We start from the raw sequence: 24,288 nt of genomic DNA, 5'->3' as shown, positions 1-24,288 counted from the left end.
CTGGATGATTTCGCCTCTGCGATTTCACTTTACAGTTCCAGTTTCATATAGACCGCACCCTCCACCGGGTTCTCATAGTAGGCCTCTGTCTCACAAAATCCATATTTCCGATAAAGAGAAATTGCAGCATCTAAAAATGTCATGGTATCCAGCACCATCTCCCGGTAACCTATCTTCCTTGCATCCTCCAATATTCTGTCTATCAGCAAGCTGGCCAGCTTACGGCCCCGGTACTCTGGTTTTACATATAATCGTTTCATTTCACAACTGTTTTCATTTAATTTGTGCATACCTATGCACCCTGCCGGTTTGCCGTCCGCCCACACAATATAAAGTCTTCCCTGGGGCAGCCCGTACTTATCCTCCGGATGCAGGATTTCCCTGCTGTAATCCTGATATTCCAGACACCTCGCCATATCCGGCTCCATACGCTTGAGCATCTGCGTGTATTCTGAAAAAAGAGCCTGTACCTCTTCTTTGTTATCATATGCTAATTCAATCTCTATCCTCATATCATACCGCCCATCTGAATATGATACCCCTTATCATAATGTTTTTTATTTTTTCATGTTCATACCGGCCAATTCCCCCAGCAGCATTCCCAGGCTTACGCCTAACCCCAAATCAAGGATTCCTAAACTGCCGATTGCAGTTCCGATACACATTCCAATGCACATACCCTCTGTCATACAGGTCTCATACTCGCTGATGCAAATTCCCTCATCTGTTTTCTCCTCTATCATTATATATCAATAAGACTTATTTCTTTTAATCTCTTTTTATACTCCTTCGCATTCTCACTTTCAGAAAAGCCTATATTACATCGGAATACCTGGAATGCCCTGACATACTCTGTATAGTCGTCTTGCTTATACAAGGATTTGATTATGCTGTTTGTATCTCTGGTTTTTCTCTGAGTAATCTTAAACCAAAAGCTTCTTTTGGAAATATCATACCCATTTACTATATAAAACTTCTCCTGCCCTGCACTTGCTTCATACCTGATTTCTCCCATTTTCATTATATGCACATTTAGGTTAATGATCTCAATCACGTTCCACACCATCTCATAATATACCTCTAAATCTTCAATTGTCGGGACAAGATAATTATGTTCCATTCTGTTTCTGATGGTATTGAGTTTGTTCATTGACTTGGTGAGAAGCATTCCTATATCCGATAGAAACTGTATCTTTTTACTGAATTTGAGATTTTTGCTGTCAAAGATACTTTTGATATTGATAGCCTCAAAAAACATATCCAGCTGGCAATCCAGAGCCCTTTTCAGATTCGAAACTGCTCCCACCTTCCCTTTAACCGTTGTGTCTCTTAAATCTATATCTGCAAACTCTAAAAATTCTTTTGGCGAAATCTCATAATTTGGCATCCTAAAGTTAATGGATGATGCACAGTCTAATTCATATTTGTCGCAGGCTCTGATGAATTCTATCATATCTGCTATACTGTTTATGTATATCATTTATCCCCCTTATCTTTTGCTTCTTTATTACTTTTCCGGTAAAACAAAATTCCTAAACCGCCAAACACAAGTGTGCCTAAAAGCCAGGGGATACCATTTATAATACTAAGGTATGCCGGGCGGCTAAAATATGCGATGTTCCCATCAATGGCGCATTGATCGTATCCCCAGGAATAACTAATGGTGATAAGTGCAAATGCCCAAAAGAGATTGGCAGCCAAAATCCATATCCACATAAAATATCTCCGCGTTTTTTTCCTCATATGTTCTCTCACTTTATGTTTACTGCCATTTCATTCAGGTTACTATACTCACTCAGAAAAAGTTACAAATAAATCTCATGCGTGTACTCCCACCCCGTATGATTTGCATTACCATTATTTCTAACCGTTTTAAAATACTTACTACGCAAAAACGTTTCCATAACTTTAATTATAAGTCTTTCATAAGCAATATGGTACCTGCTATGTAACCACAATCCCATTTTGTTACATCCTCTTCCCCAAATCTAAATAAAGGATGCTTAAATACGCACCCCCACCCATCAATATCAAATACAGGGATTTTCTGTTCCTCCGGCATAGAAATAACTTGTAAGGAATCGGGAAAATTCATACCGAATATATCTTCATCACTGTATATTTCTTCCTGGTAATCTGGTATAGAAAGGAACTTCCCACACATCAAAAAATCCAGTGTCCTACTATAAATCTTCCCACCGGACAATTCCCCATCACTTGGAATATTATAAACTTTCTCTGTTACTTTTGCCTTTAATATATCAACACCTACGGAGACAAAAAAATCTTTCTGTTTTTCAGACATTGCCTCAAGCATAGTTTGATTGGCATTCCTATCTTTGGCGTAGTCTTTTCTCTCATAAAGTTGTTCCGTAGCTTTAATATCGATATCCATTTTCCACGGGTAAAAGTCGAATATCATGTTTACTATCTCCTTAGAACTCCAGTTTATAATTTATAGTTACACGGTGCTTTATTAACTGAGTAAATATCAAAATAGGCTGAGCAGTTTGTTAGTACCCATGATATAATTGAGCATTATATCAATCAGATATAAGACCTATATACCTAATAATCAACTGTGGTTACTTAATAAAAAATCTGTTCCTCTGATTGTAGATGTTAAATTCAAACTTACTGGCTCTCGCGAACCTCGACATTTTTGCGACATGAAGACTCTTACCACTGCCGAATTTCAATCCTCGAGGCTCTCGCGAACCTCGACAGCAAAAACTGCTAAATTTATAATGATTCCATATCATTTTTTATGCATATACACTACTTCTTTAAGCAGAACTTGCAACTAAAACTAAATATAACTCCAAATCTTACAGAATCTAGGTGCGAATCCCCCAGTGAATCTATGTTCACTTAGGGTTCGCACGGTCATCCTTCCTGCGGTCCTTCTATAAAATCAAAGGTTCATCAACCTTTAATCCACGTCGCACACCGAAATGTTCAACTTTACCATTATATCGGTTACCCAGAGAATAAAAACGCAGACTATCTTTTTCTTCATCTATTTCTTTTAATAGAAGATGTTTTAGTCTCGCATACTGGGTGGCATCTACTTGGCATTCAAAAACAGAGTTTTGAACTCGTGTACCATAATTCACACACTGCTTAGCAACACGTCTTAGACGGCGTGCCCCTGCCGCTTCTGTAATATTGATATCATAGGTTATCAGCACCAGCAAATATATCACCTCACTTCCATAAGAAAGGCGGATAGGCGTCCAGATCTCCACGCAAATATCTGGATAAAAGCATGGCTTGTGCATATGCAACCATACCCCATTGAATCTTTTCTTTCAAGTAAGGATGCACAATTGTCTCCTGCTTACGTTTTTGCCAATTAGTCAGAAAACGTTTTCTTGCGTCATCCGTCATAAATATAGCACCGTTTTCTTTTTTAAGAAAATCCTTTTCTGTAAAAACTCCGAGATTTATCTGCGTTACTACAAATCTGTCTGCCAATGGTGCCCGTAACTCTTCAAGCAAGTCAAGAGCCAAGGACGCTCGTCCCGGGCGCACTGTATGGAGATACCCCACCGCCGGATCCAGCCCCACCGTTTCCAAGGCACCTGCAATCTCATTTCCCAGCAGAGTATACGCGAAAGAAAGCATTGCATTTACCGGGTCAAGCGGCGGCCGACGATTTCTTCCGTCAAATACAAATACCTCTTCGTTCCGCAGAATCATCTGTGAAAACTCCCCAAAATATGCTTTCGCCGCTATTCCTTCTATTCCCATTAACTCACTCCTAGTTCCAGCGTTTTCTAATTTTGATAATGACTGAAGCATCAGGCTAATAGCGTCATTCATCCTCTCCTGATTGATACGCATAAAATGGTCACGCTTCACTCTCTCCAGGCACCACCTGCTGTTATAAATTTTACCCAATAGAAATGATTTCGCAATAGCAAGAGCCTGTGTTTCATCTGCTGCCCTGAAATACTGTGTTTCACGCAGCAGCACATTACCGCTCACCAGTCCGGTAACTCGCGCCAGGAACCGGCCATGCTGGGTCAAAAAGCAAAGGCCGATCCCCTTTTCCGCACAAGCTCCCATCAGCGCAGGGCTGACACCTCTGTAGCCGAAGCAGACAATCCCTTCAAGATTGTGAAAAGGAATCCGTCCCAGCTCACTTTGCTCCTGTAAAAGTACTATATTCTCACCATCTAATGACAGATACGCATCCGGCGTCGTAACATATAAGGTATTCAACAGTTTTTTCATATCCCGTCCTCCTCATGGTAAGCTCTGCGAATATATTCCGAAGCCGAAACCTGTTTCGTCAATTTGGGCTGGCAGATTTCTAATAAAGAGCAGTTTTTACAGGCTTTTCCCATTTTTGCCTTCGGTGTGTATCCTTTTAACATCAGTTGATGCATTTCAGTCACAGAATCCTTTACCTTTTTCCGCAGTTCTTCTGTCAGAAGAATACGCTGCCGGCGTTTAATCTTTCCATAATACAGAGCAGCCTCTGGGATGTCTGTCACAAACATTTCTTCCAGACACATAGCCTGTGCACATAGTTGTAACGCATCCGCTCCCTGTGCATCCGGCTGTCCAAGTTTATATTCTACAGGATAAAGCCTCCACTGCCCACTTCGCCCCTGAATCGGAACTCCGTCCTCATCTTTATATAGTTCTACCATGTCACATATACCGGTGATCTTCAGCCCCTGGGAGCGTACGGGCATTCCACGTGACAGCAGTACAGACCCCCGTGCTTCCGTAAAGCTATCATCATGTACCCGTTCATGCATATAATGTCCTTCCAATGTCAGCACATTTTCTTCCCAAAGCTGTTCAATATGAATCAAGGCCCAGCGCCTGCGGCAAAACTGAAAATGCTTCAGTCCTGAAAGCATCAAAAAATCCGAATCATCATTCGCCATCCAGAACCTCCGGAATCAAACCTTCCAAATTTTTTGTGCTTATCGATACACTTCCCAGATCGTCACAGGAAATCTGCAGCGTCCGATGCACCTTAGCCGATGAATACTGACCACTGGCACAATTGTGCTTCCACCAGATCAGTTTCATTACCTCCATGCTGCCAGCCGGACGTGCAGAGGTTTCATCATTACAGAATAAAGTCCTAAGTGCTTCTTTCAGTGCTTCTGCATCTTCTTCACTAAAACCTGTTTTACCTGCAAGTTGTACATTGATGGCACCATAGGTAACGTAAACACCAAAATCCACCCGATGTTTCATACCCATGGTATCGCTCCCCTTTTTATCCGGATCTTTTCCAGTCTCCAGGTTCACAGATTTTGTAATCTGAGAACTAGTAATATTAACCGGCTCTATGCTGAAGGCAGGCTGAATACTAACAGGGCCGCGAATACCGATTGATACGGCATCTGATTCATCTTCCTCTTTCTTTCCCTTTTTGAAAGCAAAAACCTGACCAAACGCCCTGACATCGTACCATATTTCGCATGCCTGTCTGGCATAATCCTCCCGAGTCTTTTTCCCTGCTTTAATTTGTTTCGTGCACTCCACTAATGCCGGTTCATTATCAGCTCTGTCCTTTAACGAACGAAACATATCCCCCTCTCTGCGGCGATCATCCGACTGAACAAAAATATTCTGTCCTGCATCCAGCAGACGATTACGAATTTTACGCTTTAGGCAGACATCCGACACCTCACCTAGACCTTTATACGTAGTTCTCGGACGATTTCCATCCAAAGGATCTCCATTAGGATTTGCATTTCTTGCTGTAAAAACCAATGCAAAATCAATTTTGTTTTCTAAAACTGCCATAATCATTTCTCCTTTTCTTTTATTCCCACGGGCAACGAGCCAAATTCATTCTTGCATGACCTTGTCGGCTGCCGTGAGGATCAAATGCCCGTAGCTTGCTACTGAATCCTTTACTTGTTTCGTTCTTCATAATAAAAATGCAGATATATACTGCCCAGAGGTTCATTGGTATTCCAGCCATGTTGCTGTAATTGTACTTCCAACTGCTCCAGCATGGAATTATCCCTCTCCCCGCAGCATCCCGCAAATTTCTGATACGGCCCTAATTTGACCTTCAGATTTTCCCATGTGTCTGCCGGTTTCTGGGCAAATACCGTCATGAATCGCAATTCATTTGTGAACCGTCTGTCTATTCCCTCTGCTTTACCAATGAAATGTCTTCTCTCGAGACGTTCCGCAATTCCCAGAAGCTGCCCATACAAGGAACTTCGCATATCCTTTGCATCCTTCCATACCGGGCGCTCCCAGGAAAACTGTGTTTTCTGATAAAACGTCCGAAGCATACAGTAGTATCCATGCAGGTAGCTGCCATCCAGCGGCACTGATGATTCCCGTTCCAATTGTAAAAATTGCATTTCTGCATTCTCAATCAACCACTGATAATAATCAGCCCTTTCACCCAGTTTTTCCAAATAAGGAAGCAGCTTGTCATGCAGTCTTCCCCAACTCTCATATGGCCTTGCTGCAAACACTGTCATCATCTGCATGGCATTCGTCATACCAGTACGCTTTCCATCACTGGCCTCCCGCTCGGCAGCATCTGCAATCGCCAGCAAACATCCATACAATTCAGAACGTCTCTTTGGCAGCTCATACAGAACTTTTCCCTCGTCTTTTTTTATGTTGTGTTCCCATTTTTGAAAAAGACTCTGTCTCTGACAGGAAAATCCCTGCAAAAATTCCAGTGAGAGTTCTCTTCGCTCATATCTGCCTGCCGCTGAAAATAATTGTTCAGTTTCTTCTATAATCATCTGATATATTTTACCGTTTGAACCAAGCTTCCCAAAACTCGGAATTAATTTTTCATGTATCTTCGGCCACGTCTCAAACGGACGCTGTACAAACTGCCGCATAAGCCGGACTGCATTCGTAGGGTAATCCCGTCCCTTATCCATCGCTTTTTCTTCCATAAAATCAGCCACTGCTAAAAGGCGTCCGTATAAATAATCCGCATTTTTTGAATTTGCCTGTAATTCCGGGGAAAATACTTCACAATATTTCCCCTCCCCGCGTTTTTGAAAACAGTAAATCATAGCACAAGCAGTATCTACACTGTTTTCCCATGCAGACCTGGACCATTGCCGCTCTTTACCACTGACAAATGCAAGCGGCGCGCATACCCTATAAAATGCACTGCGAACAACGTCCAGCGGCAGCCGCTGCTTGTCCACAATACAGGTCAAAATCCTGGATTGCAGGTTTCGCATCCATTTTGTATGGGACTTTTCACATTTCTTATCCCTTTTTGCAGCATATACCGCGTCAATTCCCATAACAGCGATGGCTATATCATCGGGATTCGGCGTTGCTATTTCTTTTGTTTTCTTCTTTCGGGAATAGCGCCACCAACAGCAGTCAATATACCAGTCTTCTAAACGCTCTACGTATTTATTTCCGGTACACTCCTGATAATACGTCACTGACATTCTACCATCCGTCGCCGCCTCCAGGCCTAATATTACCGCACAATTTGTCCGATCCGGATTATAATCATGTAGTCTTCCACCATAGCCACAGGCAGCAGCGTTCACCTCCCTGGCATAACTTGCAAACGTATCAATAACTGGTCCGGAAGCAGCATCTTCCTCATCTTCTTCCTCTTCCATAAAATCGTTTACTTCATCAATCGGGACTTTCATAATCGCCCCATTTGTATTCCATACTACCCAAATCATACCATATTTCTGCATTCCCTGGCGCGCTATGAGCCAAGTCAACGCATTATGGGCACGCACTGACGCATCGAAGCTAACCAACGCTGCACTGCGGTCATCAACAAAACGGCCCTTATACTGAAACGGAAACTCTGAATCTTTAGCTGAGATCAGTTTCGCATTTCCCTGCAGCTTCGGATGATTCTCCACGGAAGGAAGCATTTTCCCCTCCACATAGCAGAACTCTCTGGCACTCGGCAGTTTATCTGCCAGATAATTACTCCAGCTCTGCTTTACATCTGTTCTGAGCCAAAGATCGTCATTACTAGAATCGTGCATCTGAACAGAGAAACAGACCATGGCTTTTGCATCCTCGCCTGTACCTTCACGTGTTTCCGCATTCTTATAATACTTCAGTTTTAAATTAGGCTGTGATTCCAAATCAGCCAGCAGTGTATGTCCATCCAAATATGTATATACCGCACGCAAACAGTCTGGTGCATCCGGTTGTCCGCACCATGCATTTAGCTGTTCCATGTACTGGCTGAACCGCTTCAAATTTACATCCTCATAGACCAGATATTTCAGCTGTTCTACCAGAGGAAAAGCCGCTCCGTTGTCACCCGTACGGCTTTCTGCCTGTGGGGTACTGGGAATTTCCTGAAATTGTGCCTCAGCCATCAGTTCGTCTGCTGATACGAAACGTCCCTCTTGAGTCAATACCACATGGTATTTAACTTTTTTACGTACAAATCCCAGGGGAACAAGCATAACAGATTCTTTCGATTGGTCACAGACAATACCGGAATCATAAGCCTCACATAATTTCTGCATCCAACTCATTTGTTCCCCCTCCTTCCCCGGCAAATTCCTGCTGCAGCACATTCTCCTCCAATCCACTGAAGTTGTGCAGCTCTTTTCCAAATTTCTTTGCTTTCATCGGACGGATTTCCCGTTTCATTTCATCCGGTATTTCTTCAGGTGGAAGGAACTGAACCACTCCATTAACCATCTTGGGTCTCCAAAACCTGGCAGCCAAAATATCATGGCCTGTCTCATCCGGATAATCAAATCCATGAAACATGACCCCAAACTCCAATTCTCCATAGCCATCATAATAGCCTTCCCCTTCGCCGAACGTACAGGGTTCCACATACCCCTGGCATTCTCTCGTCCCCAGGAAAACATCTCTGCGCCCGCCTTTCTCCACCATACGCTTGGAAATATTGTGGTGCTTATGTTCGTTAAAATCCTGCCCCAGGTCCTCCCGTCGGTTCTCATTAAAAATAAAATGTGCACGAACCTGATAAGACACATCTGCCAGATAGGTATAGACAGACAGGGTGTTCTTCGGAGCAACATAACTGATTGGCCGGATATTTTTAGACTCCGTACGAATCGGTCTTATGACCCGTACTTCATCTACCACCCACATAATTGATGGCTTCCAATATATACTCTCCGTAATCCCTTTCAGCGCCTGGTAAGTCGGAAGCATATAACTGAACTTCTCGCCTCCCATTCTGGCAATCGGATCGCTGAACAGCGCATAGTTTCCTGACACACAATACTCAATCTGATTTCTAATTTTCAATACGGCATCTCTCCCTTGCATTAATAATCCTCATTACTATAGAAAAAGTTATATTATGAGCTCCATCATTTCCTGGGGAGTGGTCTTAACTCCGGCCCAGGCATCATAATACTCTTCCTTTAAAACAACCACACCGGTTTCTCCAAGAGAATGCAGGGCACCTTCCTTTGCCAGGCGCTCAAAAACATGATCAAATAAATTCACACTGTATTGCTGGGCCTCTTTCAAATATTTAATTTCCTCCCATAACGTATGCCGGTCAGTTAATTTTTCTATCAATTCCTTTCCTCTGCCATATGGTACAATCACGCTTTTTGTTTTTTGGTCAATGACTTGAAAGGCTGCACCGGCTGTTCGGAAACTTTGACAAAAACGTTTACTTAAATGAGGCAAAGGGCTATCCCCCGAATCATTAGCTGCGTTCCGGCACTCACTATTGGCTGAAAGCATGGTAATCAAATCTGAATTCCATTCTTTATACGGAAATTTTTCAACTTTCTGTGTATACTCTTCTTCTTTTGCAAAATATTTTTTAATCATCTCCGGACTTCCCATTTCATCCGGATGTTCCATATTGCTGAGCAGATTCATGCTGAGTTCCTTGCCTTTCTGAATATCCGGCAAACGGCCCAGTCTTTCATCAGCAAGATTCCATAAATATACAGTTCCCATCTTTTCTTCACAGTTTCTGTTGCAGCGTCCTGCCGCCTGAATCATGCTTGGAATACCGGCCAGGCTACGGATCACAACCGGAAAACTTACGTTGATGCCTGCCTCAATCAATGCCGTAGAAATACAGCAAACCAGTTTTTTCTTCTTCAGCCATGATTTAACCCAGCACAATATCTCTTTTCTATGCATTGGACACATAAGCGTGCTTAGATGTACACATAAAATTTCGTTTTCTGTACTCTTTGCTGCACATTTCTCAATCGCTTCCTCTGAAAGGCCCTGCTGAATTTCTACCAGACTATAATTCAATATTTTTAGCTGCTCAGAAATTCCCTGAAAGACATTCCAGGCAGCATCCTTGGTGTTTACGATAGTCAGTACTGATTTTCCCTCTTGGATAAACGCAGCGATATCACCGGTAGCCTCTTGATAGGTATGCATTTCCAATTGAGGCATATAGACTACCCGTTTTAATTTCTGATATAGCGATTTCACGTCCGGAACCAGTTCATTCGATTCTAGGCCCAAATTGGGCTGTGTCGCCGTACAGAGCAGTACGGTACAGTTACAATACTGTACAAGAAATTGGATCGCTTTTTTAAATAGTTCCCGGCATTTTTTTGGTAATGCCTGAATTTCATCAAAAATCAGAACTGAATTTGCAAGGCGGTACATTCTCCTTACTTTTCCATTTCCTTTTTTAAACAGCGTATCCAGAAATTGGACCAAACTGGTTAAAATTATATTACAGTCCCAGCGCTCTGTCAGTCTGCGATAATTTTCCTCTTCAACCTCATTTTCCAGTACAACATTTGAATGATGTTCTAAAATTGACGGATAATCTGCCAACGCATCTCTGATATCCCTGGAGTTTTGATCCAGAATTGTGTTCATAGGTATAAAATAAAAAATTCTCTGTTGTCCATTCTTTTTTGCCTGGGCAAGGGCGAATTTCATGCTTGAGTATGTCTTACCACCCCCGGTAGGAACTGATAAAGTATAAATTCCCGGACCATATTCTCCGGCAGCCCTGCACCATTCTGATATATCCCGACGAATTCTTGCTAATTCTCCTTCCTTAGGGAAGCCTTCCACATAAGTTTCAAGTTTAATAAGAAGGTTTTTCCAATCCGGGTGAGTGTCCTGTGACGTATCGAATGGATCTGCATCATATTCAAAACAAGCGGAATCCCATCTGTCTGCATCAACAAGAATACTCAGCATAAGCCGGGCAAGCATCCCCCATTGAAATGAATACTTATCTAAACCGAACTTTTCCAATTCTTTGCATGCCTCTGCAAAAAGTTTGTCTAATTCTTCAGCAGATGCTACTTCCGAGTAAAAATTTGCCATTGCTTCCATATAATAATTATCCGGTTGTGAATGCAATCCATTTAAATATGGTGACGTGCCAGATATATCCAGGCAGTCCGGCAAGCCGGCATGATGCCCATAAATACACAGAGAAATCAGTTGAGCTGTCTGCCTTTCCTTCAAAGTTTTCCCTGGATCCCACCAACGCTGCTGAACGTATAGAGCTCCCAAGGCGGCGTGATTTGGGTGCTTGCTGCCGGTGCCCTGGAGATAGCCTTGAAAATCTGAGATCCCTTTTCCGAAATCATGCAGCAATCCGATTAGCTTTGCCAATGTACTAAGATTTAGTTTTTCAGCAGACAGAAAGCATAATTTTGACACATTCCGACTGTGTTCCTTCCACGCTTGCTCCTTGCCATCGGATTCTCTTTTATGCGCAATCATACGCAATCCCCCCTTTGTATGCTCAAAGCTCAATTTATTATCTATGTCTTTGATTATACATCATCACCAATACTTTTTCAATAATTTTCTTTTTAACTTGAGCATTTTTTTGCAAAAAAATGAATAATTGATTTATCTATCCGACTATGATATTATCTAAAGCGTCAAGCATCTTATGTCGCTTGCGGATTGAAAAAAGTTAAAAAGAAAATTATAACCCAAATCCCTTATCTGGAAATTTTTATTGACATTCGTTTCTAGATAAGGGCATTTTCGTAAACGGATTGCCTCTATGATAAGGAACAAATATCTTATTTGCCCGTAAAGGGTTATATTGCTTATCATTCCTTTATCTGAGCGATGAGTACGTATTAGCTTCATTCAATACATTTTCTATTACACACAGAATGTATTTATTTCTTTTCCATATGTTCTTTCTTTTTCCTATAAAATCACCGAATATATTACCAAACTTCCATAAAAGAACTAACACTCCTATGGTTAATACAACAGTTTCAGTGATTACACCTTCCTTACCTGAGAATATATTAGTAAACACATTAAATATTATAGTCATAATACTAATTATCATTGCTGCAGATGACATTGCAAGTGTACTTGCATTCTTTGTGGCTTCTTCCGCCAAAAGTTCTGTTTTAAGTTTATTAAGTTGAAATGGTTTATATTGTTGTAATTGACAATATAACTTATCATATAACCCACTGCTATCTATATTCTTTTCATAGATAGCAAACAGTTTTTTTAATACTATACTGCTATCTCTTTCTATTGCTTTTTCTGATAGGTTCATCAGTACTACCTCCCAAATTATCCGTGATGATACCATAAGTATAAAATTAAAGCATCCAAATGAAGCTAAATACTTTTATTGTAATGAAAATAATAATTAAAGGATGAATTGGACGGACATCGCAGTAATTATAGAAGGAGTTTTCTGTAATGTCAATTATTCCGACATTGATTGAAACAAAGAAGTCGTCAACATCTAACAAGCAAAAAAAGAAACAGCAACCTTATTCTCCCCAGCATAGCTGAAGTTGACATGTATTCTATTTATATCTTTCTCCAACAGTATTATATGCCATCTACTTAAATGGATATCGACTCCTAACGATTATGTCCATTTCATTAAAGCAAATGACCTATGTCCTGTACAAATCAGATAAGAATAGCATACTAATCGTATCGATACCTTTCCTCTCTAGATAATCATAACTATCAATTGAAAGGCCCAATTCCTCAATAAGAGTACTCTTTTCTTTCATCCTTTTCCCTCTATAAAATTATTTATTCATTTCACAAATGTCATTCAACTACCATCTATTTTCGACATAATTCCACGCAAACTTCACAATGCGGTGGGACAAAGGTTTTATACTACATGGCAAAAATATTTTTCATTACATAATTGTGGGGTAAATTTCTTCGTCAACTTTACTCCTCCTACCCCTTTTTAATAAAAATCACCCCTTTAAAGCAAAATTTCCCCCCTTTCTATAACCTTCCCGCAAAAATACATTCTGCAAAAATACAATGCTATTTACGTTTTTCTTTATCATAATTTTAATGCTTGAGACCCTCTACAGTACCTACAACTACTCTTCTTAGCATGGCAGATATAACTTATACATATTAGTTCTATGAGAATTCACATAAAACTTATGTGATATGTAATAATTAACAATCCTGATTTAAAATATTACACCTTTTTCTATGCTCTTTTAAAGCCTCACGATCTGGCTCAATATAACCTTTGGATATTGGTAGACCTATAAATTTAGAAATGTATCCTTTAAATATTTGACTATGGTCAATTTTCCTTTCTACAAGTACTCTAAAATTATCATCCAGCGAAAAGTATCCTAATTCAAATGCTTTATCATGAATAGGGCAAAAGCATAGTCCATTTGAAGTATTTCCACGCATCTCAATGTTATCAGCCCATCTTGCAATGTGAGAAGCAATCAAAAACTCCTTGTCAGCAATCTTGCATCCCGGAAAACAGCACTGGTTATTATAATTATTTTTCACATTTGTTGCAAACCGTTCATGCCCTATCCGTGCTTTAATTTGTCTTAAGGTCGTAGATGTCGAAACAGACAAACCAATGGGTATAGACTCATCATTAAACTTTTCTATACCATCTGATATTATTTCCAATAAAGCTTCATCAACCTCTGAAAGATATCCACCATTTAAGCATTGCAATCTACCCGATTGTATAGTAAAAAATAAATTCTTAGGTTTACTTTTTTTCTTGTAGTAATCTTTCAACTCTAATTCTTTATCAAAAAACAACCTATAAAGATTAATAGAGTTATCAAACTTTAAATAATCAGTTAAAATTACTCTATAAAAACTATTGCAATAAGACCATTCACCAGCAATAGGAGGGCATTCTTCAGTCCTATAGCCATCTGTTTTGGCAATAGAATACCCGACAATTTCTGCCTCTTTTCCTTTACCTCTAAGATGAAGAATAAAGTCACCCGATTTCACCTTATTTACATTATCCCAAAATAGCCACGACTTATTTGTGCCTTTACCCTTCTTGTACGTTGGCGCCCATATACATTGAGTAAATCCCCATTCATCGCCACCATGTTCTATATCTCGACTCATTTCAATCCAGATTTTCATATATTTCTCCACTTTCTTCCTAAATTATAATAATGTACATATATAGGAAAACCATAATAATATTTAACTATGATTATTGTTTTGCCAGATTGTATCTTATGTCTAGCATAACACTCATTTTCAAACTCTCCGGCGTTATCCCCGTCCCCCCTATCTGCGGAAACTTATCCATCACACCATCCGCAAAAACACAACTCCATTTCCCGCTAAAAATCCCTCAAACCCGCCTGGAGTCAAGGTTTCCGCACAAGAAGCACGGCGGTCTCCACATGCACTGTCATCCCAAACTGATCCACCACCGTCACCCTCTCCATCTCATACCCATTCTCCCCCAGCCATTTCACATCCCTGGCCAGAGTTGCAGAGTCGCAGCTCACATATACAATCCTCTTAGGCTTCATATCCACCATAGTGCGCAGAAGGGATTCCTCACAGCCTTTTCTCGGAGGATCCACCACGATAACATCCGCGTAGATTCCGTCTTTTTCATATTTCTCAGGCAGAACCTCCTCTGCCTTTCCCACATAAAAGGCCGCATTTTCTATCCCGTTTAACCGCGCATTTGTCCTGGCGTCTTCTATGGCCTGAGGGACAATCTCCACCCCGTATACCTGCTTTGCCTTCTGGGCCAGAAAAAGGGAGATGGTTCCTATTCCGCAGTACAGGTCCCACACAGTCTCGCTGCCTGTCAGCTGTGCGTATGCAAGTGCTCTCTCATACAGCCTCTTTGTCTGCACTGGATTTACCTGGTAAAAGGACAGAGGGGAAATCTGGAACTTAACATCTCCGATGGAATCCGTGATATAGGCCTGACCCCACAGAACTTTAATCTCTTCTCCAAGGATTACATTCGTCCGCTTTTTGTTTACATTCAAAGAAATGCTGGTCATTCCTTCGAGCTCTCTCAGACTCTCCACCAGTTTTTCTGACTTCGGCAAAGTCTCCCCATTTACGATCAGGCAGACCATAATCTCGCCGGACTGGAATCCATAGCGAATCAGAACATGGCGTACCAGGCCCTTACCTGTCACTTCATCATAGGGCTCCACGTTCCACTCCGTCATATAGGCAATGATCTTGTCCAGAATTATCTCATTGATCTCTGCTCCGAGGAAACATTTTCTGTTGTTGATAATGGTGTGGGTCCGGCTGGCATAAAAGCCGGCGATTATATTGCCGTCCTTATCCTTTCCGACAGGAAACTGAGCCTTATTTCTGTAGAAATACGGTTCCTCCATTCCAATCACCTCTTCAATGGGTACCTCAGAATAGCCTCCGATCCGCATAAGGTTATTCCTTACCTTATTCTCTTTAAACTTCAGCTGCTGCTCATAGGAGAGAGCCTGAATCTGGCATCCCCCGCACTGGCGGGCATAAGGGCATCTGGGTTCTACCCTGTGGGGCGAAGGCTGAAGGAGTCTCATCAGCCGGGCATAGGCGTAATTCTTCTTTGCTTTTATTACCTTTGCTTCTATAGTATCTCCTATCACAGCATCCTTGACAAAAAAGGGGAAGCCATCAATTTTGCCGATTCCCTCTCCCCCGTGTCCCATATCTTCTATTGTAATTGTAATACTGTCATTCTTTTTATAGTTCATATTCGTCTCCTGTATCGTCTATAAAGGACGGGTCCATATACGTCCCCGTCCTTCCCTCATGTACTGCCTTATTCCTCGCAAGTGGTCTTGCGTATGTTAGATTCAAACAGCCGGTTATATCCCAGCCAGTCCTTCTGATCCTTTGCAGAACTGAAGATCTCAGCCAATGTCTCCATCTTGGCATCTGTGTTATCTGCCATATTCAGGGCAACAGCCTCTGCCAGTGCAGGTTTTTTCGGTGAGCCGTATTCCAGTTCTCCATGATGTGCCAGAATACAATGTTTCAGCTCGCTTTCCAGTTTTTCCGGGAATCCCGGAATCTCCCTGGCCCCATCGTGAACCATCTCTGCTCCTATCATAATATGGCCCAGGAGCTGCCCGTCATCTGTATAGTCATTGGCTGGAAATGGAGACAGCTCTCTTGTCTTTCCCATGTCATGGCAAATAGCCGCGGTGAGAAGCAAATCCCTGTTTAAAATGGGATATGCGGTTATATAGTATTCGCACAGCCTGACAACACTTAACGTATGCTCTAAAAGGCCGCCTACAAATCCGTGATGTACTGTTTTAGCCGCCGAATTGCCCTTAAATGCTTTGACAAAAGCAGTATCCTCTACATAATATTTCTTCAGGAGCGTCTGCAAATAGGGATTTTTTATGCTCTGGATATACCGAAGAAGCTCCTGGTACATATCATCAATGCTTTTACCGCTCACCGGCAGATAATTTCCGGGATCATACTCCCCCTCCGCTGCCTTTCTTGCACGTTTGATACTCATCTGCAGCATTCCCTGAAAGCAGGTTACATCCCCGATTACGTCCACATAATCCAGTACGTCAAAATCTTCAATCCCCTGGGAGTTAGGCTCCCAGATCTTGGCATCAATGGTGCCGGTCTTATCCTGCAGGATTACATTTTCATAAGGTTTCCCATTCTTTGTCACTGCTGACTGCTTGTGCTTGCACAGATAAATCCCATTTGCCTTTTCACCTTCACGCAATTCATTTAAAAATTTCATTCTCTTTTTTGCCTTCCTAATTCTTTCTGTCTTTTTACGAAGCAGTCAGGGTGACATCGAATTCCAGTTCCACGTAGCCCTCTGCTCCTTTGCGCATGACTTTTATCTTAATCATCTCGCCTACATTGCATTTCTTCAGTTCATTCTGATACTGCTTGACGGTCACAACCTCATTCCCCTTGACCGCAGTAATTACATCGGCCTTCTGTATACCGGCCTGCATAGCGGGAGAATCCTCTGCTATCATATCTACAAAGACACCTTTTGGCATTCCTGTATTCGCCGCAATCTCATCCGTGACATCCATTCCCCGGATTCCGGCATAAGGGTTATCCGTATTATTGGACAGCTGTTCAATCAGTTCCTTAATCTGAGAGATGGCCAGAGCGGTTACTATATTCCTGCTGTCCTCCAGGCCAAAGGACTGGGCGATAACCCCCACAACCTCCCCGTTCAGGTTCACCAGAATCCCGCTTCCGTCACTGCTTCCCATAATATCCGTTGTCAGCAGATTGTACTCCCCGTCCACCACATTTACCGTGTTGGAAACCGAGGTTATTAAACCATACGCAATAGAATCACTATACCCCATCGGGCTTCCAATTGCAATAACAGGTTCTCCCTGGCTGACACTGTAGGAGCTTCCCAGTGTCGCAACTGAGAGACAGTTCTGGGATTCCTGGGAAATCTCTGACAGCGGCACCTTCAGAACAGTAAGTCCCGTATTAGAGTCTGTTTTCTGGAAACGGGCGTCAACGGTGGACCCGTCGCAAAAGGTAATCTGAATACGGTCTACATTATCCACTACCCGGTATTCTGTCAGAACAAATAAATCCTGTCCGTTATTTGCAACAATCAGCCCAGAGATCTGCTTCTGACTTTCGGAAGGGTTGTTAAACCAGTCTGTCCCACTGGTATTGCCGATTACTGTTACAATAGCCTTTTTGGGTTCCTGGGCCTGCTGAACCATATCCTTGTAAAGATTGGAATAGTCTGCCAGGGTAAATTCTGCAGGTTCCTGTACTGGCGTCTGAACCTCTTCTTCGGGGGGAGACTCTTCATCCTCCTCACCGGAGGGTTCCTCATCCTGGGGGATATTCACTTTTGGCGCGCTTTCCTTATCTTCCCGATACTTATCTATTCCGGAGACAGTAACAGAAAATACAAGAGCTGCAATTACACCGAATAGCACTGCAGCACCGGCAATCCACCCGGCCCGTCTCAGAACGGTTCTCCTGTCCAGGGGCTTTTCTTTTATCGTCTCTTTTACAAAGCTGTAAGCTTCCTCATGATCCTCGGGAGTCTCCCCCTCCCTCTGTTTTTCCGCCTCTTCCAGATGCCCCTCATCAGGATTCTCCATGAGTTCTTTTTTTTCATTCTCATCCATACTGCACGTTCTCCTTTATTGCTTAAGTAAGATACACGCAAATCCCGTTCCCGGGATACCAAAAAGAGGATTCCCGGCGAGTATACAATATAAATTATCTTAGCAAAGAGATATGAACATTTTATGAAGAATCCGGGAAAATATTTACTTTTAGAAGCGGTACCATCTATAAACACCTGGTTTTTAGGGGGGGCACTCCCGACGGCTTATGTCTGGTCATAATTACAGGCACCATTGCTACAATTCTCACATACATAAAAATAATACATTCCATCTCCCCATTCCCATATGTCCTGTCCCTCTATCTGTCCTGCAAAAATCATTTTTTCTCCGCAGTCGGGGCAGTCCGGATAATCCAGATGGTCAAATCTGCAGGGCAGTCCGCCAAGCTGTGTGTGGGATATATCCGTCATAACGCTGGCAGAATAGGTTATCCTTCTGAATTCCCTGCTCCTTCTCAGCTTTCTTTCCGGATTCGGATATCCATCTAACACACGATCCATACACTGTTCCAGAATTTCTGTTTTCTTGTTTTTCTCATGCCAGACAATTTCGCCTTGCTCCATCCTGGTATAGATTGTCTGGTAGCAGGAACATACCAGGCAGCTTCCCAAGGGCTCCTTCTGATTAAATATAAGCGTTAGCGGATGGCGGCAGAATCTGCACAGCCGATCGATCCGCTTCAGAGGAACCCAGCGGTCTTCCTCTTCGGTTCCCGGAGACTCTTCAAAGGGTATCACTTCCTCCCGGTACAGCGTCTTTATTTTTCCTTTTTCCACACACCATCCTCCTGCCGTATCCTCCCATCTATGGTCTGTGCCTGCTAAAAACTCAGCTGATTTTTCGGTCCTAACTGCGCTCAGCAATGGCATTATCTGCGCTCTCATCTCCTCTGTCTTGGCTGCATCTATTAACATTTCTGCTACTTGGGGAGCTGCCCGGAGAAAAATCTCGGGATAGGAATCCCACGTTTCTTTCATCAGATGCGTATAGAGCTTATCCGGCAGATATTCCCCTATCTGATAAGAATACAGGGCAAGATACAGGTAGACAACCTGCTTGTCCCAGGAATCCAACTTCTGATTGTCTATTGTGTAATCAATCAACTCTGCGGTCTCTTTTGGGCTTAGTTCCTCATAGAGCTTATAGAGAGGTTTTACCTCCCCCCACATCATTCCGCTCTCCAGCAGTTCCATAGTCAATTCCAGCATTCTGTCAGCACTCATCCTCATCCCTCTTTTCTTTTATTATCCCAAGTATACCACAAATTCCTCAGTTTTCTCCTGTGAAATCGACTTTTCACTTTTCATTCCCTCCATAATAGGTTAGAATAACTACTAGAAGAATGACAAAAACAAAAAGACGGCTGTACACTTGATTCAGTCCGCCTTGGAGGCAAATACATGAACAAAAAAGCATTAAAAACATTAGAATACAACAAGATCATCGAACAGCTGACTGCCTGCGCCACCTCTTCCCAGGGGAAATATTTGTGCCAGGCACTTTTGCCCCAGGATGATATTGTCACAATAGAACGTATGCAGGAGGAGACCCAGGACGCCCTGAGCCGGATATATCAGAAAGGCAGCCTTTCTTTTGCCGGTGTGAAGGATATCAGAGGCTCTCTCAAAAGACTGGAAATCGGAGGCACCCTTGGTACCGGAGAGCTGCTTGCTATCTGTTCTCTCCTGGACAATACCAACCGGGCCAAATCTTACGCCCGTAAAGAAGATGAGGAAAAGGCACCGGACTCACTGGATGGAATGTTTGAACAGCTCCAGCCCCTCACCCCTCTTGCCAATGAAATCCGCAGGTGTATTTTATCAGAAGAAGAGATCGCGGACGATGCCAGTCCGGGTCTGAAGCAGATCCGCCGTTCGATGAAGAATACCAATGACAGGATTCACACAGAGTTAAACAGCTTTGTCAGCGGAGGTTCCAGAAGTTACCTTCAGGATGCCGTTGTCACAATGCGGAACGGGCGCTACTGTATTCCGGTAAAGGCTGAGTATAGGGGACAGGTGCCGGGAATGATCCACGATCAGTCCTCTACCGGTTCCACCCTCTTCGTGGAACCAATGGCAATTGTTAAGCTGAACAATGATATCAGAGAACTGGAACTGAAGGAGCAGACGGAGATTGAGATTATCCTGTCCACCTTAAGTGCCTCTGCCGGAGAGTACCTGGAAGTTCTGCTGGATAATATGAAGCTGCTTGTAGAACTGGATTTTATCTTTGCGAGAGCCTTCCTGGCCAAGCAGCAAAATGCATCCAAACCGGACTTCAATACCAAAGGCATTCTGGATATCAAAAAAGCACGGCATCCTCTCATTGACAGGCATTCTGTAGTACCCATTGATATCCATCTGGGCCGGGATTTTGATCTGCTAATTGTTACCGGACCCAACACTGGAGGGAAGACCGTTTCCCTTAAGACGGTGGGACTTTTGACGCTTATGGGACAGGCCGGGCTTCATATTCCCGCCTTTGACCACTCCACTCTGTCTGTGTTCAAAGAAGTATATGCAGATATTGGGGACGAACAGAGTATTGAGCAGAGCCTCAGCACCTTCTCCTCCCATATGACAAATATTGTATCCTTCCTGGAAAAGGCGGACAGAGACTCTCTGGTCCTCTTTGACGAGCTGGGAGCAGGTACAGACCCTACTGAGGGCGCGGCGCTGGCTATCTCCATCCTGTCCCATCTCCATGCTCAGGGCATTCGTACTATGGCAACCACCCATTACAGCGAGTTAAAGGTCTATGCGCTTTCAACACCCGGGGTAGAGAATGCCTCCTGCGAGTTTAATGTGGAGACTCTGCGCCCAACCTACCGGCTGCTGATTGGTATTCCCGGAAAAAGCAATGCATTTGCTATCTCCGGAAAACTGGGACTTCCTGAATACATTATTGATAAAGCCAGAGAACAGCTGAGCCAGGAGGCGGAATCCTTTGAGGATGTCATCAGCCACCTGGAGGAGAACAGAGTCACTATTGAAAATGAGAGAAAAGAGATCGAACGCTATAAATCAGAGGTAGAACAGCTAAAGAACCGGCTGGAAGAAAAACAGGATAAGCTGGAACAGCAGAGAGAACGTCTCCTGAGAGAAGCCAGCGAAGAGGCACACAGGATCCTGCGCGAGGCAAAGGAATACGCGGACCAGACCATCAAGGTATTTAATAAGGCGGGAAAAAGTACTATGTCCGCCAAAGAACTGGAACAAGAGCGCCAAAAGCTCCGCCAGAAGATGAACACAGTAGAAAAAAATATGTCTCAGAAAAAAGAACAGAAGAAAAAACCGGCCCCCAAAGCAAAAGATTTGTCCATAGGCGATTCTGTAAAGGTGCTGAGTCTCAACCTGAAAGGTACCGTAAGCACACTGCCGAACCCCAAGGGCATGCTCTATGTGCAGATGGGCATCCTCCGTTCTCAGGTGCACATCTCAGACCTTCAGCTCATAGACGAACCCGTGATTACTTCCTCCACCCTGCAGAAAACCAGTACAGGTAAGATCCGGATGAGCAAGTCTTCCTTTGTAAAACCAGAGATCAACCTATTGGGAAAAACTGTGGATGAAGCCATTTCCGAACTGGACAAGTATCTGGACGATGCCTATCTGGCCCATCTGAATTCGGTGCGCGTGGTCCACGGAAAAGGTACCGGCGCGCTGAGAAAGGGTGTACACAGCTATCTCCGCCGCCTGAAATATGTAGAGGAATTCCATCTCGCCGAATTCGGAGAGGGTGACGCGGGTGTAACCATCGTAACATTTAAAAAATAGAATCAGGAGGTTTTGTAATGGTTGCAAAGCAGAAAATATTAATTGTAGACGACGACAACAATATCGCAGAGCTGATTTCCCTGTATCTTACCAAGGAATGCTTTGATACGATGATTGTAAACGACGGGGAGGAGGCCCTGAATGCATTCGCATCCTTTCAGCCCAATCTGATTCTTCTGGATCTGATGCTGCCGGGTATGGACGGTTATCAGGTTTGCCGGGAAATCCGCCACAAGTCTAATGTACCTATTATTATGCTCTCCGCCAAAGGAGAGATCTTTGACAAGGTTCTTGGCCTGGAGCTGGGAGCGGATGACTATATTATCAAGCCCTTCGACTCCAAAGAATTAGTAGCCCGGGTAAAAGCAGTACTCCGCCGGTTTCATGTGGAGCCGGAACCTGCGGCCCAGAATACTGGAAAATTTGTGGAATACCCGGACCTTGTGATTAACCTTACCAATTACTCTGTCATATACTGCGGGGAGGCGGTGGATATGCCGCCAAAAGAACTGGAGCTTCTTTATTTTCTGGCCTCCTCACCCAACCAGGTATTTACCAGAGAGCAGCTTCTCGATCATATCTGGGGGTACGAATATATAGGAGATACCAGAACTGTGGACGTACACATCAAACGTCTCAGGGAAAAAATTAAAGACCATGACTCCTGGGGGATTGCCACCGTATGGGGAATTGGATACAAATTCGAGGTGAAATCCTAATGAAAAATGCCCTGTATCTTAAGTTTGTTATTGCATACTTGATTCTGGGATTCATTGGCTTTTTTACCATTTCCACTTTAGGGTCCACTTTAGTTGAACATAAGCTGGTGGACTTTTCAAGCTCTGCTCTCTATAAAGAAGCCAACGCCGTGGCGAATACCCATGCGGCAAAATATTACAACAGCCAGTCCTCTCTCAATGATATCTACGATAACCTGACTACCCTGAGTTCTTATGAGAACTCAGAAATCTGGCTGATCAATCCACAGGGGGAAATCCTCCTGAACACCAGCGAAGATTTGAATACACAGTCTCCGGAGAAAATCATTAACTTTGATCCGGCTTCGTTCAATTCCGGGTACTATCAGATCGGTCATTTTTTTCACCGCTTTGCGGACGATACTATGAGCGTTCTGGTTCCCATTACCCTGAATTTTACCACCAGGGGATATATTGCCATTCATCAGCCCATGGAGCATATTTACGAAGAAAGAGAATCGGTTCTTCAGGTAGTATACATACTCTTCCTGATTTTGTTTCTCATTACCTCCTCCATTCTGGTGCTGCTGAACTATATCATCCACCGGCCGCTGAGAAAAATCATCACAGGGGTGGATGAATTTGCATCCGGGAATCTGAAATATAATATTCCGGTAAACACAGAAGATGAGATGGGGTACCTGGCGGCATCCCTAAACTATATGTCTGACGAACTGGATAAGATGGGGGACTACCAGCGGAAATTTGTTGCCAATGTGTCTCATGATTTCCGCTCTCCCCTGACCTCTATCAAAGGATATGCGGAAGCTATCCTGGACGGCACCATTCCTCCTGAAATGCAGGAAAAGTATCTGAATATCGTAGTATTTGAGACAGAGCGCCTGAATAAGCTCACCAGAAGTCTTCTCACCTTAAATGATATGGATGCCAAAGGACGTATGCTGGATATTACAGCCTTTGATATTAATGGGGTCATAAAAAATACAGTGGCCACCTTTGAGGGAACCTGCCGGGAGAAAAAAATCTCCATAGAGCTTATCCTGGCCGGGCAGACACTCTATGTATCCGCTGATATGGGGCGTATCCAGCAGGTACTATACAACCTCTTGGATAACGCAATCAAGTTCAGCCCCAAAGATTCTACCATAACCATAGAAACCACAGAAAAGCATGATACCGTCTTTGTGTCTGTGAAGGATATGGGGGCAGGAATACCCAGGAGCAGTCTTTCTAAAATCTGGGATCGTTTTTATAAGCTGGACACCTCCAGAGGGAAGGACAGAAAAGGTACCGGGCTTGGACTTGCTATTGTAAAAGAAATCATCAATGCCCATAACCAGCATATTAATGTAATCAGTACAGAAGGAGTGGGGACCGAGTTCATCTTTACCCTTGACAAATCCAAAAAATAAAAAAGGGGACGTGTTCTTTTTAAAAAGAACACGT

General features: G+C 43.1%; 21 protein-coding genes. 3 read left to right on the top strand and 18 right to left on the bottom strand.

Going from position 1 to position 24,288, the window contains the following annotated elements:
- Positions 1-29: 29 nt before the first annotated feature.
- The 18 genes from BUA56_RS13515 to BUA56_RS23675 all read right to left on the bottom strand — a co-directional run bounded on the left by BUA56_RS13515 (position 30) and on the right by BUA56_RS23675 (position 19,567).
- Complete coding sequence (locus BUA56_RS13515; protein ID WP_072852589.1) at positions 30-512, bottom strand: GNAT family N-acetyltransferase; 483 nt, start codon at positions 510-512, stop codon at positions 30-32.
- A 45-nt stretch (positions 513-557) separates the two neighbouring features.
- Positions 558-743, bottom strand: a complete 186-nt coding sequence (locus BUA56_RS13510; RefSeq protein ID WP_084067938.1) for a hypothetical protein — start codon at positions 741-743, stop codon at positions 558-560.
- Positions 743-1,453, bottom strand: coding sequence for a hypothetical protein (locus BUA56_RS13505; RefSeq protein WP_139249494.1), 711 nt, complete (start codon positions 1,451-1,453; stop codon positions 743-745). The genes BUA56_RS13510 and BUA56_RS13505 overlap by 1 nt, the downstream gene beginning before the upstream one ends.
- Before the next feature lie 23 nt (positions 1,454-1,476).
- Positions 1,477-1,716: a hypothetical protein gene (locus BUA56_RS13500; RefSeq protein ID WP_072852583.1), complete on the bottom strand. Its 240-nt coding sequence runs from the start codon at positions 1,714-1,716 to the stop codon at positions 1,477-1,479.
- Positions 1,717-1,912: 196 nt separating this feature from the next.
- A complete protein-coding gene (locus BUA56_RS13495) occupies positions 1,913-2,422 on the bottom strand; it encodes a toxin-antitoxin system protein (protein ID WP_072852581.1) in 510 nt (169 codons plus the stop codon).
- Between the two features lie 484 nt (positions 2,423-2,906).
- Positions 2,907-3,197, bottom strand: a complete 291-nt coding sequence (gene cas2, locus BUA56_RS13490; RefSeq protein ID WP_072852669.1) for a CRISPR-associated endonuclease Cas2 — start codon at positions 3,195-3,197, stop codon at positions 2,907-2,909.
- A 10-nt stretch (positions 3,198-3,207) separates the two neighbouring features.
- Positions 3,208-4,239, bottom strand: coding sequence for a type I-C CRISPR-associated endonuclease Cas1c (cas1c, locus tag BUA56_RS13485; RefSeq protein ID WP_072852579.1), 1,032 nt, complete (start codon positions 4,237-4,239; stop codon positions 3,208-3,210).
- Positions 4,236-4,904, bottom strand: a complete 669-nt coding sequence (gene cas4 / locus BUA56_RS13480; protein ID WP_072852577.1) for a CRISPR-associated protein Cas4 — start codon at positions 4,902-4,904, stop codon at positions 4,236-4,238. Before cas4 ends, cas1c begins: the two co-directional genes overlap by 4 nt.
- Positions 4,894-5,778: a type I-C CRISPR-associated protein Cas7/Csd2 gene (gene cas7c, locus BUA56_RS13475; protein ID WP_072852575.1), complete on the bottom strand. Its 885-nt coding sequence runs from the start codon at positions 5,776-5,778 to the stop codon at positions 4,894-4,896. Before cas7c ends, cas4 begins: the two co-directional genes overlap by 11 nt.
- Positions 5,779-5,888: 110 nt before the next feature.
- Entirely contained in the window at positions 5,889-8,495 is a 2,607-nt protein-coding gene (gene cas8c, locus BUA56_RS13470) for a type I-C CRISPR-associated protein Cas8c/Csd1 (RefSeq protein ID WP_072852573.1), read from the bottom strand.
- Positions 8,470-9,246 (bottom strand): type I-C CRISPR-associated protein Cas5c, encoded by a 777-nt coding sequence (gene cas5c, locus BUA56_RS13465; RefSeq protein ID WP_242946774.1) that lies wholly within the window; start codon positions 9,244-9,246, stop codon positions 8,470-8,472. The genes cas8c and cas5c overlap by 26 nt, the downstream gene beginning before the upstream one ends.
- Positions 9,247-9,294: 48 nt before the next feature.
- The gene (locus BUA56_RS13460) at positions 9,295-11,676 is read right to left on the bottom strand and encodes a CRISPR-associated endonuclease Cas3'' (protein WP_084067937.1); all 2,382 of its coding nucleotides are present in this window, start codon (positions 11,674-11,676) and stop codon (positions 9,295-9,297) included.
- Between the two features lie 349 nt (positions 11,677-12,025).
- A complete protein-coding gene (locus BUA56_RS13455; RefSeq protein WP_072852570.1) occupies positions 12,026-12,487 on the bottom strand; it encodes a hypothetical protein in 462 nt (153 codons plus the stop codon).
- 887 nt (positions 12,488-13,374) lie between these two features.
- Entirely contained in the window at positions 13,375-14,337 is a 963-nt protein-coding gene (locus tag BUA56_RS13450; protein WP_072852569.1) for an HNH endonuclease signature motif containing protein, read from the bottom strand.
- A gap of 233 nt (positions 14,338-14,570) precedes the next feature.
- Complete coding sequence (gene rlmD, locus BUA56_RS13445) at positions 14,571-15,935, bottom strand: 23S rRNA (uracil(1939)-C(5))-methyltransferase RlmD (RefSeq protein WP_072852568.1); 1,365 nt, start codon at positions 15,933-15,935, stop codon at positions 14,571-14,573.
- Between the two features lie 68 nt (positions 15,936-16,003).
- The gene (locus tag BUA56_RS13440) at positions 16,004-16,954 is read right to left on the bottom strand and encodes a 3'-5' exoribonuclease YhaM family protein (RefSeq protein ID WP_072852567.1); all 951 of its coding nucleotides are present in this window, start codon (positions 16,952-16,954) and stop codon (positions 16,004-16,006) included.
- Between the two features lie 34 nt (positions 16,955-16,988).
- The gene (locus BUA56_RS13435) at positions 16,989-18,341 is read right to left on the bottom strand and encodes a S1C family serine protease (protein WP_242946773.1); all 1,353 of its coding nucleotides are present in this window, start codon (positions 18,339-18,341) and stop codon (positions 16,989-16,991) included.
- A 206-nt stretch (positions 18,342-18,547) separates the two neighbouring features.
- Positions 18,548-19,567: a hypothetical protein gene (locus BUA56_RS23675; protein ID WP_072852566.1), complete on the bottom strand. Its 1,020-nt coding sequence runs from the start codon at positions 19,565-19,567 to the stop codon at positions 18,548-18,550.
- A gap of 177 nt (positions 19,568-19,744) precedes the next feature.
- Here BUA56_RS23675 and BUA56_RS13425 point away from each other — a divergent pair, with 177 nt between their 5' ends.
- Genes BUA56_RS13425 through BUA56_RS13415 form a run of 3 tightly spaced genes read left to right on the top strand, consistent with a single transcriptional unit; the run spans position 19,745 to position 24,254 of the window.
- Positions 19,745-22,123: an endonuclease MutS2 gene (locus BUA56_RS13425; protein WP_072852565.1), complete on the top strand. Its 2,379-nt coding sequence runs from the start codon at positions 19,745-19,747 to the stop codon at positions 22,121-22,123.
- Positions 22,124-22,140: 17 nt separating this feature from the next.
- On the top strand, positions 22,141-22,842 hold the full coding sequence (locus tag BUA56_RS13420; RefSeq protein ID WP_072852564.1) for a response regulator transcription factor: 702 nt from the start codon (positions 22,141-22,143) through the stop codon (positions 22,840-22,842).
- A complete protein-coding gene (locus tag BUA56_RS13415) occupies positions 22,842-24,254 on the top strand; it encodes a HAMP domain-containing sensor histidine kinase (RefSeq protein ID WP_072852563.1) in 1,413 nt (470 codons plus the stop codon). The genes BUA56_RS13420 and BUA56_RS13415 overlap by 1 nt, the downstream gene beginning before the upstream one ends.
- The last annotated feature ends 34 nt before the right edge of the window (positions 24,255-24,288 follow it).

This window comes from Lactonifactor longoviformis DSM 17459, from assembly GCF_900129135.1.
GTDB lineage: Bacteria > Bacillota > Clostridia > Lachnospirales > Lachnospiraceae > Lactonifactor > Lactonifactor longoviformis.
Note: the sequence above shows the minus strand (reverse complement) of the source record. Positions and strands in the feature narration are given on the sequence as shown.

What these genes read in the sequence shown, in the direction of transcription:
- BUA56_RS13460 (WP_084067937.1), bottom strand. Translation starts at nt 11,676, where the DNA reads ATGATTGCGCATAAAAGAGAATCCGATGGCAAGGAGCAAGCGTGGAAG.
- BUA56_RS13420 (WP_072852564.1), top strand. Translation starts at nt 22,141, where the DNA reads ATGGTTGCAAAGCAGAAAATATTAATTGTAGACGACGACAACAATATC.
- BUA56_RS13495 (WP_072852581.1), bottom strand. Translation starts at nt 2,422, where the DNA reads ATGATATTCGACTTTTACCCGTGGAAAATGGATATCGATATTAAAGCT.
- BUA56_RS13425 (WP_072852565.1), top strand. Translation starts at nt 19,745, where the DNA reads ATGAACAAAAAAGCATTAAAAACATTAGAATACAACAAGATCATCGAA.
- BUA56_RS13415 (WP_072852563.1), top strand. Translation starts at nt 22,842, where the DNA reads ATGAAAAATGCCCTGTATCTTAAGTTTGTTATTGCATACTTGATTCTG.
- BUA56_RS13515 (WP_072852589.1), bottom strand. Translation starts at nt 512, where the DNA reads ATGAGGATAGAGATTGAATTAGCATATGATAACAAAGAAGAGGTACAG.
- BUA56_RS13455 (WP_072852570.1), bottom strand. Translation starts at nt 12,487, where the DNA reads ATGAACCTATCAGAAAAAGCAATAGAAAGAGATAGCAGTATAGTATTA.
- BUA56_RS13510 (WP_084067938.1), bottom strand. Translation starts at nt 743, where the DNA reads ATGATAGAGGAGAAAACAGATGAGGGAATTTGCATCAGCGAGTATGAG.
- BUA56_RS13440 (WP_072852567.1), bottom strand. Translation starts at nt 16,954, where the DNA reads ATGAAATTTTTAAATGAATTGCGTGAAGGTGAAAAGGCAAATGGGATT.
- cas1c (WP_072852579.1), bottom strand. Translation starts at nt 4,239, where the DNA reads ATGAAAAAACTGTTGAATACCTTATATGTTACGACGCCGGATGCGTAT.
- BUA56_RS23675 (WP_072852566.1), bottom strand. Translation starts at nt 19,567, where the DNA reads ATGAGTGCTGACAGAATGCTGGAATTGACTATGGAACTGCTGGAGAGC.
- cas4 (WP_072852577.1), bottom strand. Translation starts at nt 4,904, where the DNA reads ATGGCGAATGATGATTCGGATTTTTTGATGCTTTCAGGACTGAAGCAT.
- BUA56_RS13500 (WP_072852583.1), bottom strand. Translation starts at nt 1,716, where the DNA reads ATGTGGATATGGATTTTGGCTGCCAATCTCTTTTGGGCATTTGCACTT.
- cas7c (WP_072852575.1), bottom strand. Translation starts at nt 5,778, where the DNA reads ATGGCAGTTTTAGAAAACAAAATTGATTTTGCATTGGTTTTTACAGCA.
- BUA56_RS13505 (WP_139249494.1), bottom strand. Translation starts at nt 1,453, where the DNA reads ATGATAGAATTCATCAGAGCCTGCGACAAATATGAATTAGACTGTGCA.
- rlmD (WP_072852568.1), bottom strand. Translation starts at nt 15,935, where the DNA reads ATGAACTATAAAAAGAATGACAGTATTACAATTACAATAGAAGATATG.
- cas8c (WP_072852573.1), bottom strand. Translation starts at nt 8,495, where the DNA reads ATGAGTTGGATGCAGAAATTATGTGAGGCTTATGATTCCGGTATTGTC.
- BUA56_RS13450 (WP_072852569.1), bottom strand. Translation starts at nt 14,337, where the DNA reads ATGAAAATCTGGATTGAAATGAGTCGAGATATAGAACATGGTGGCGAT.
- BUA56_RS13435 (WP_242946773.1), bottom strand. Translation starts at nt 18,341, where the DNA reads ATGGATGAGAATGAAAAAAAAGAACTCATGGAGAATCCTGATGAGGGG.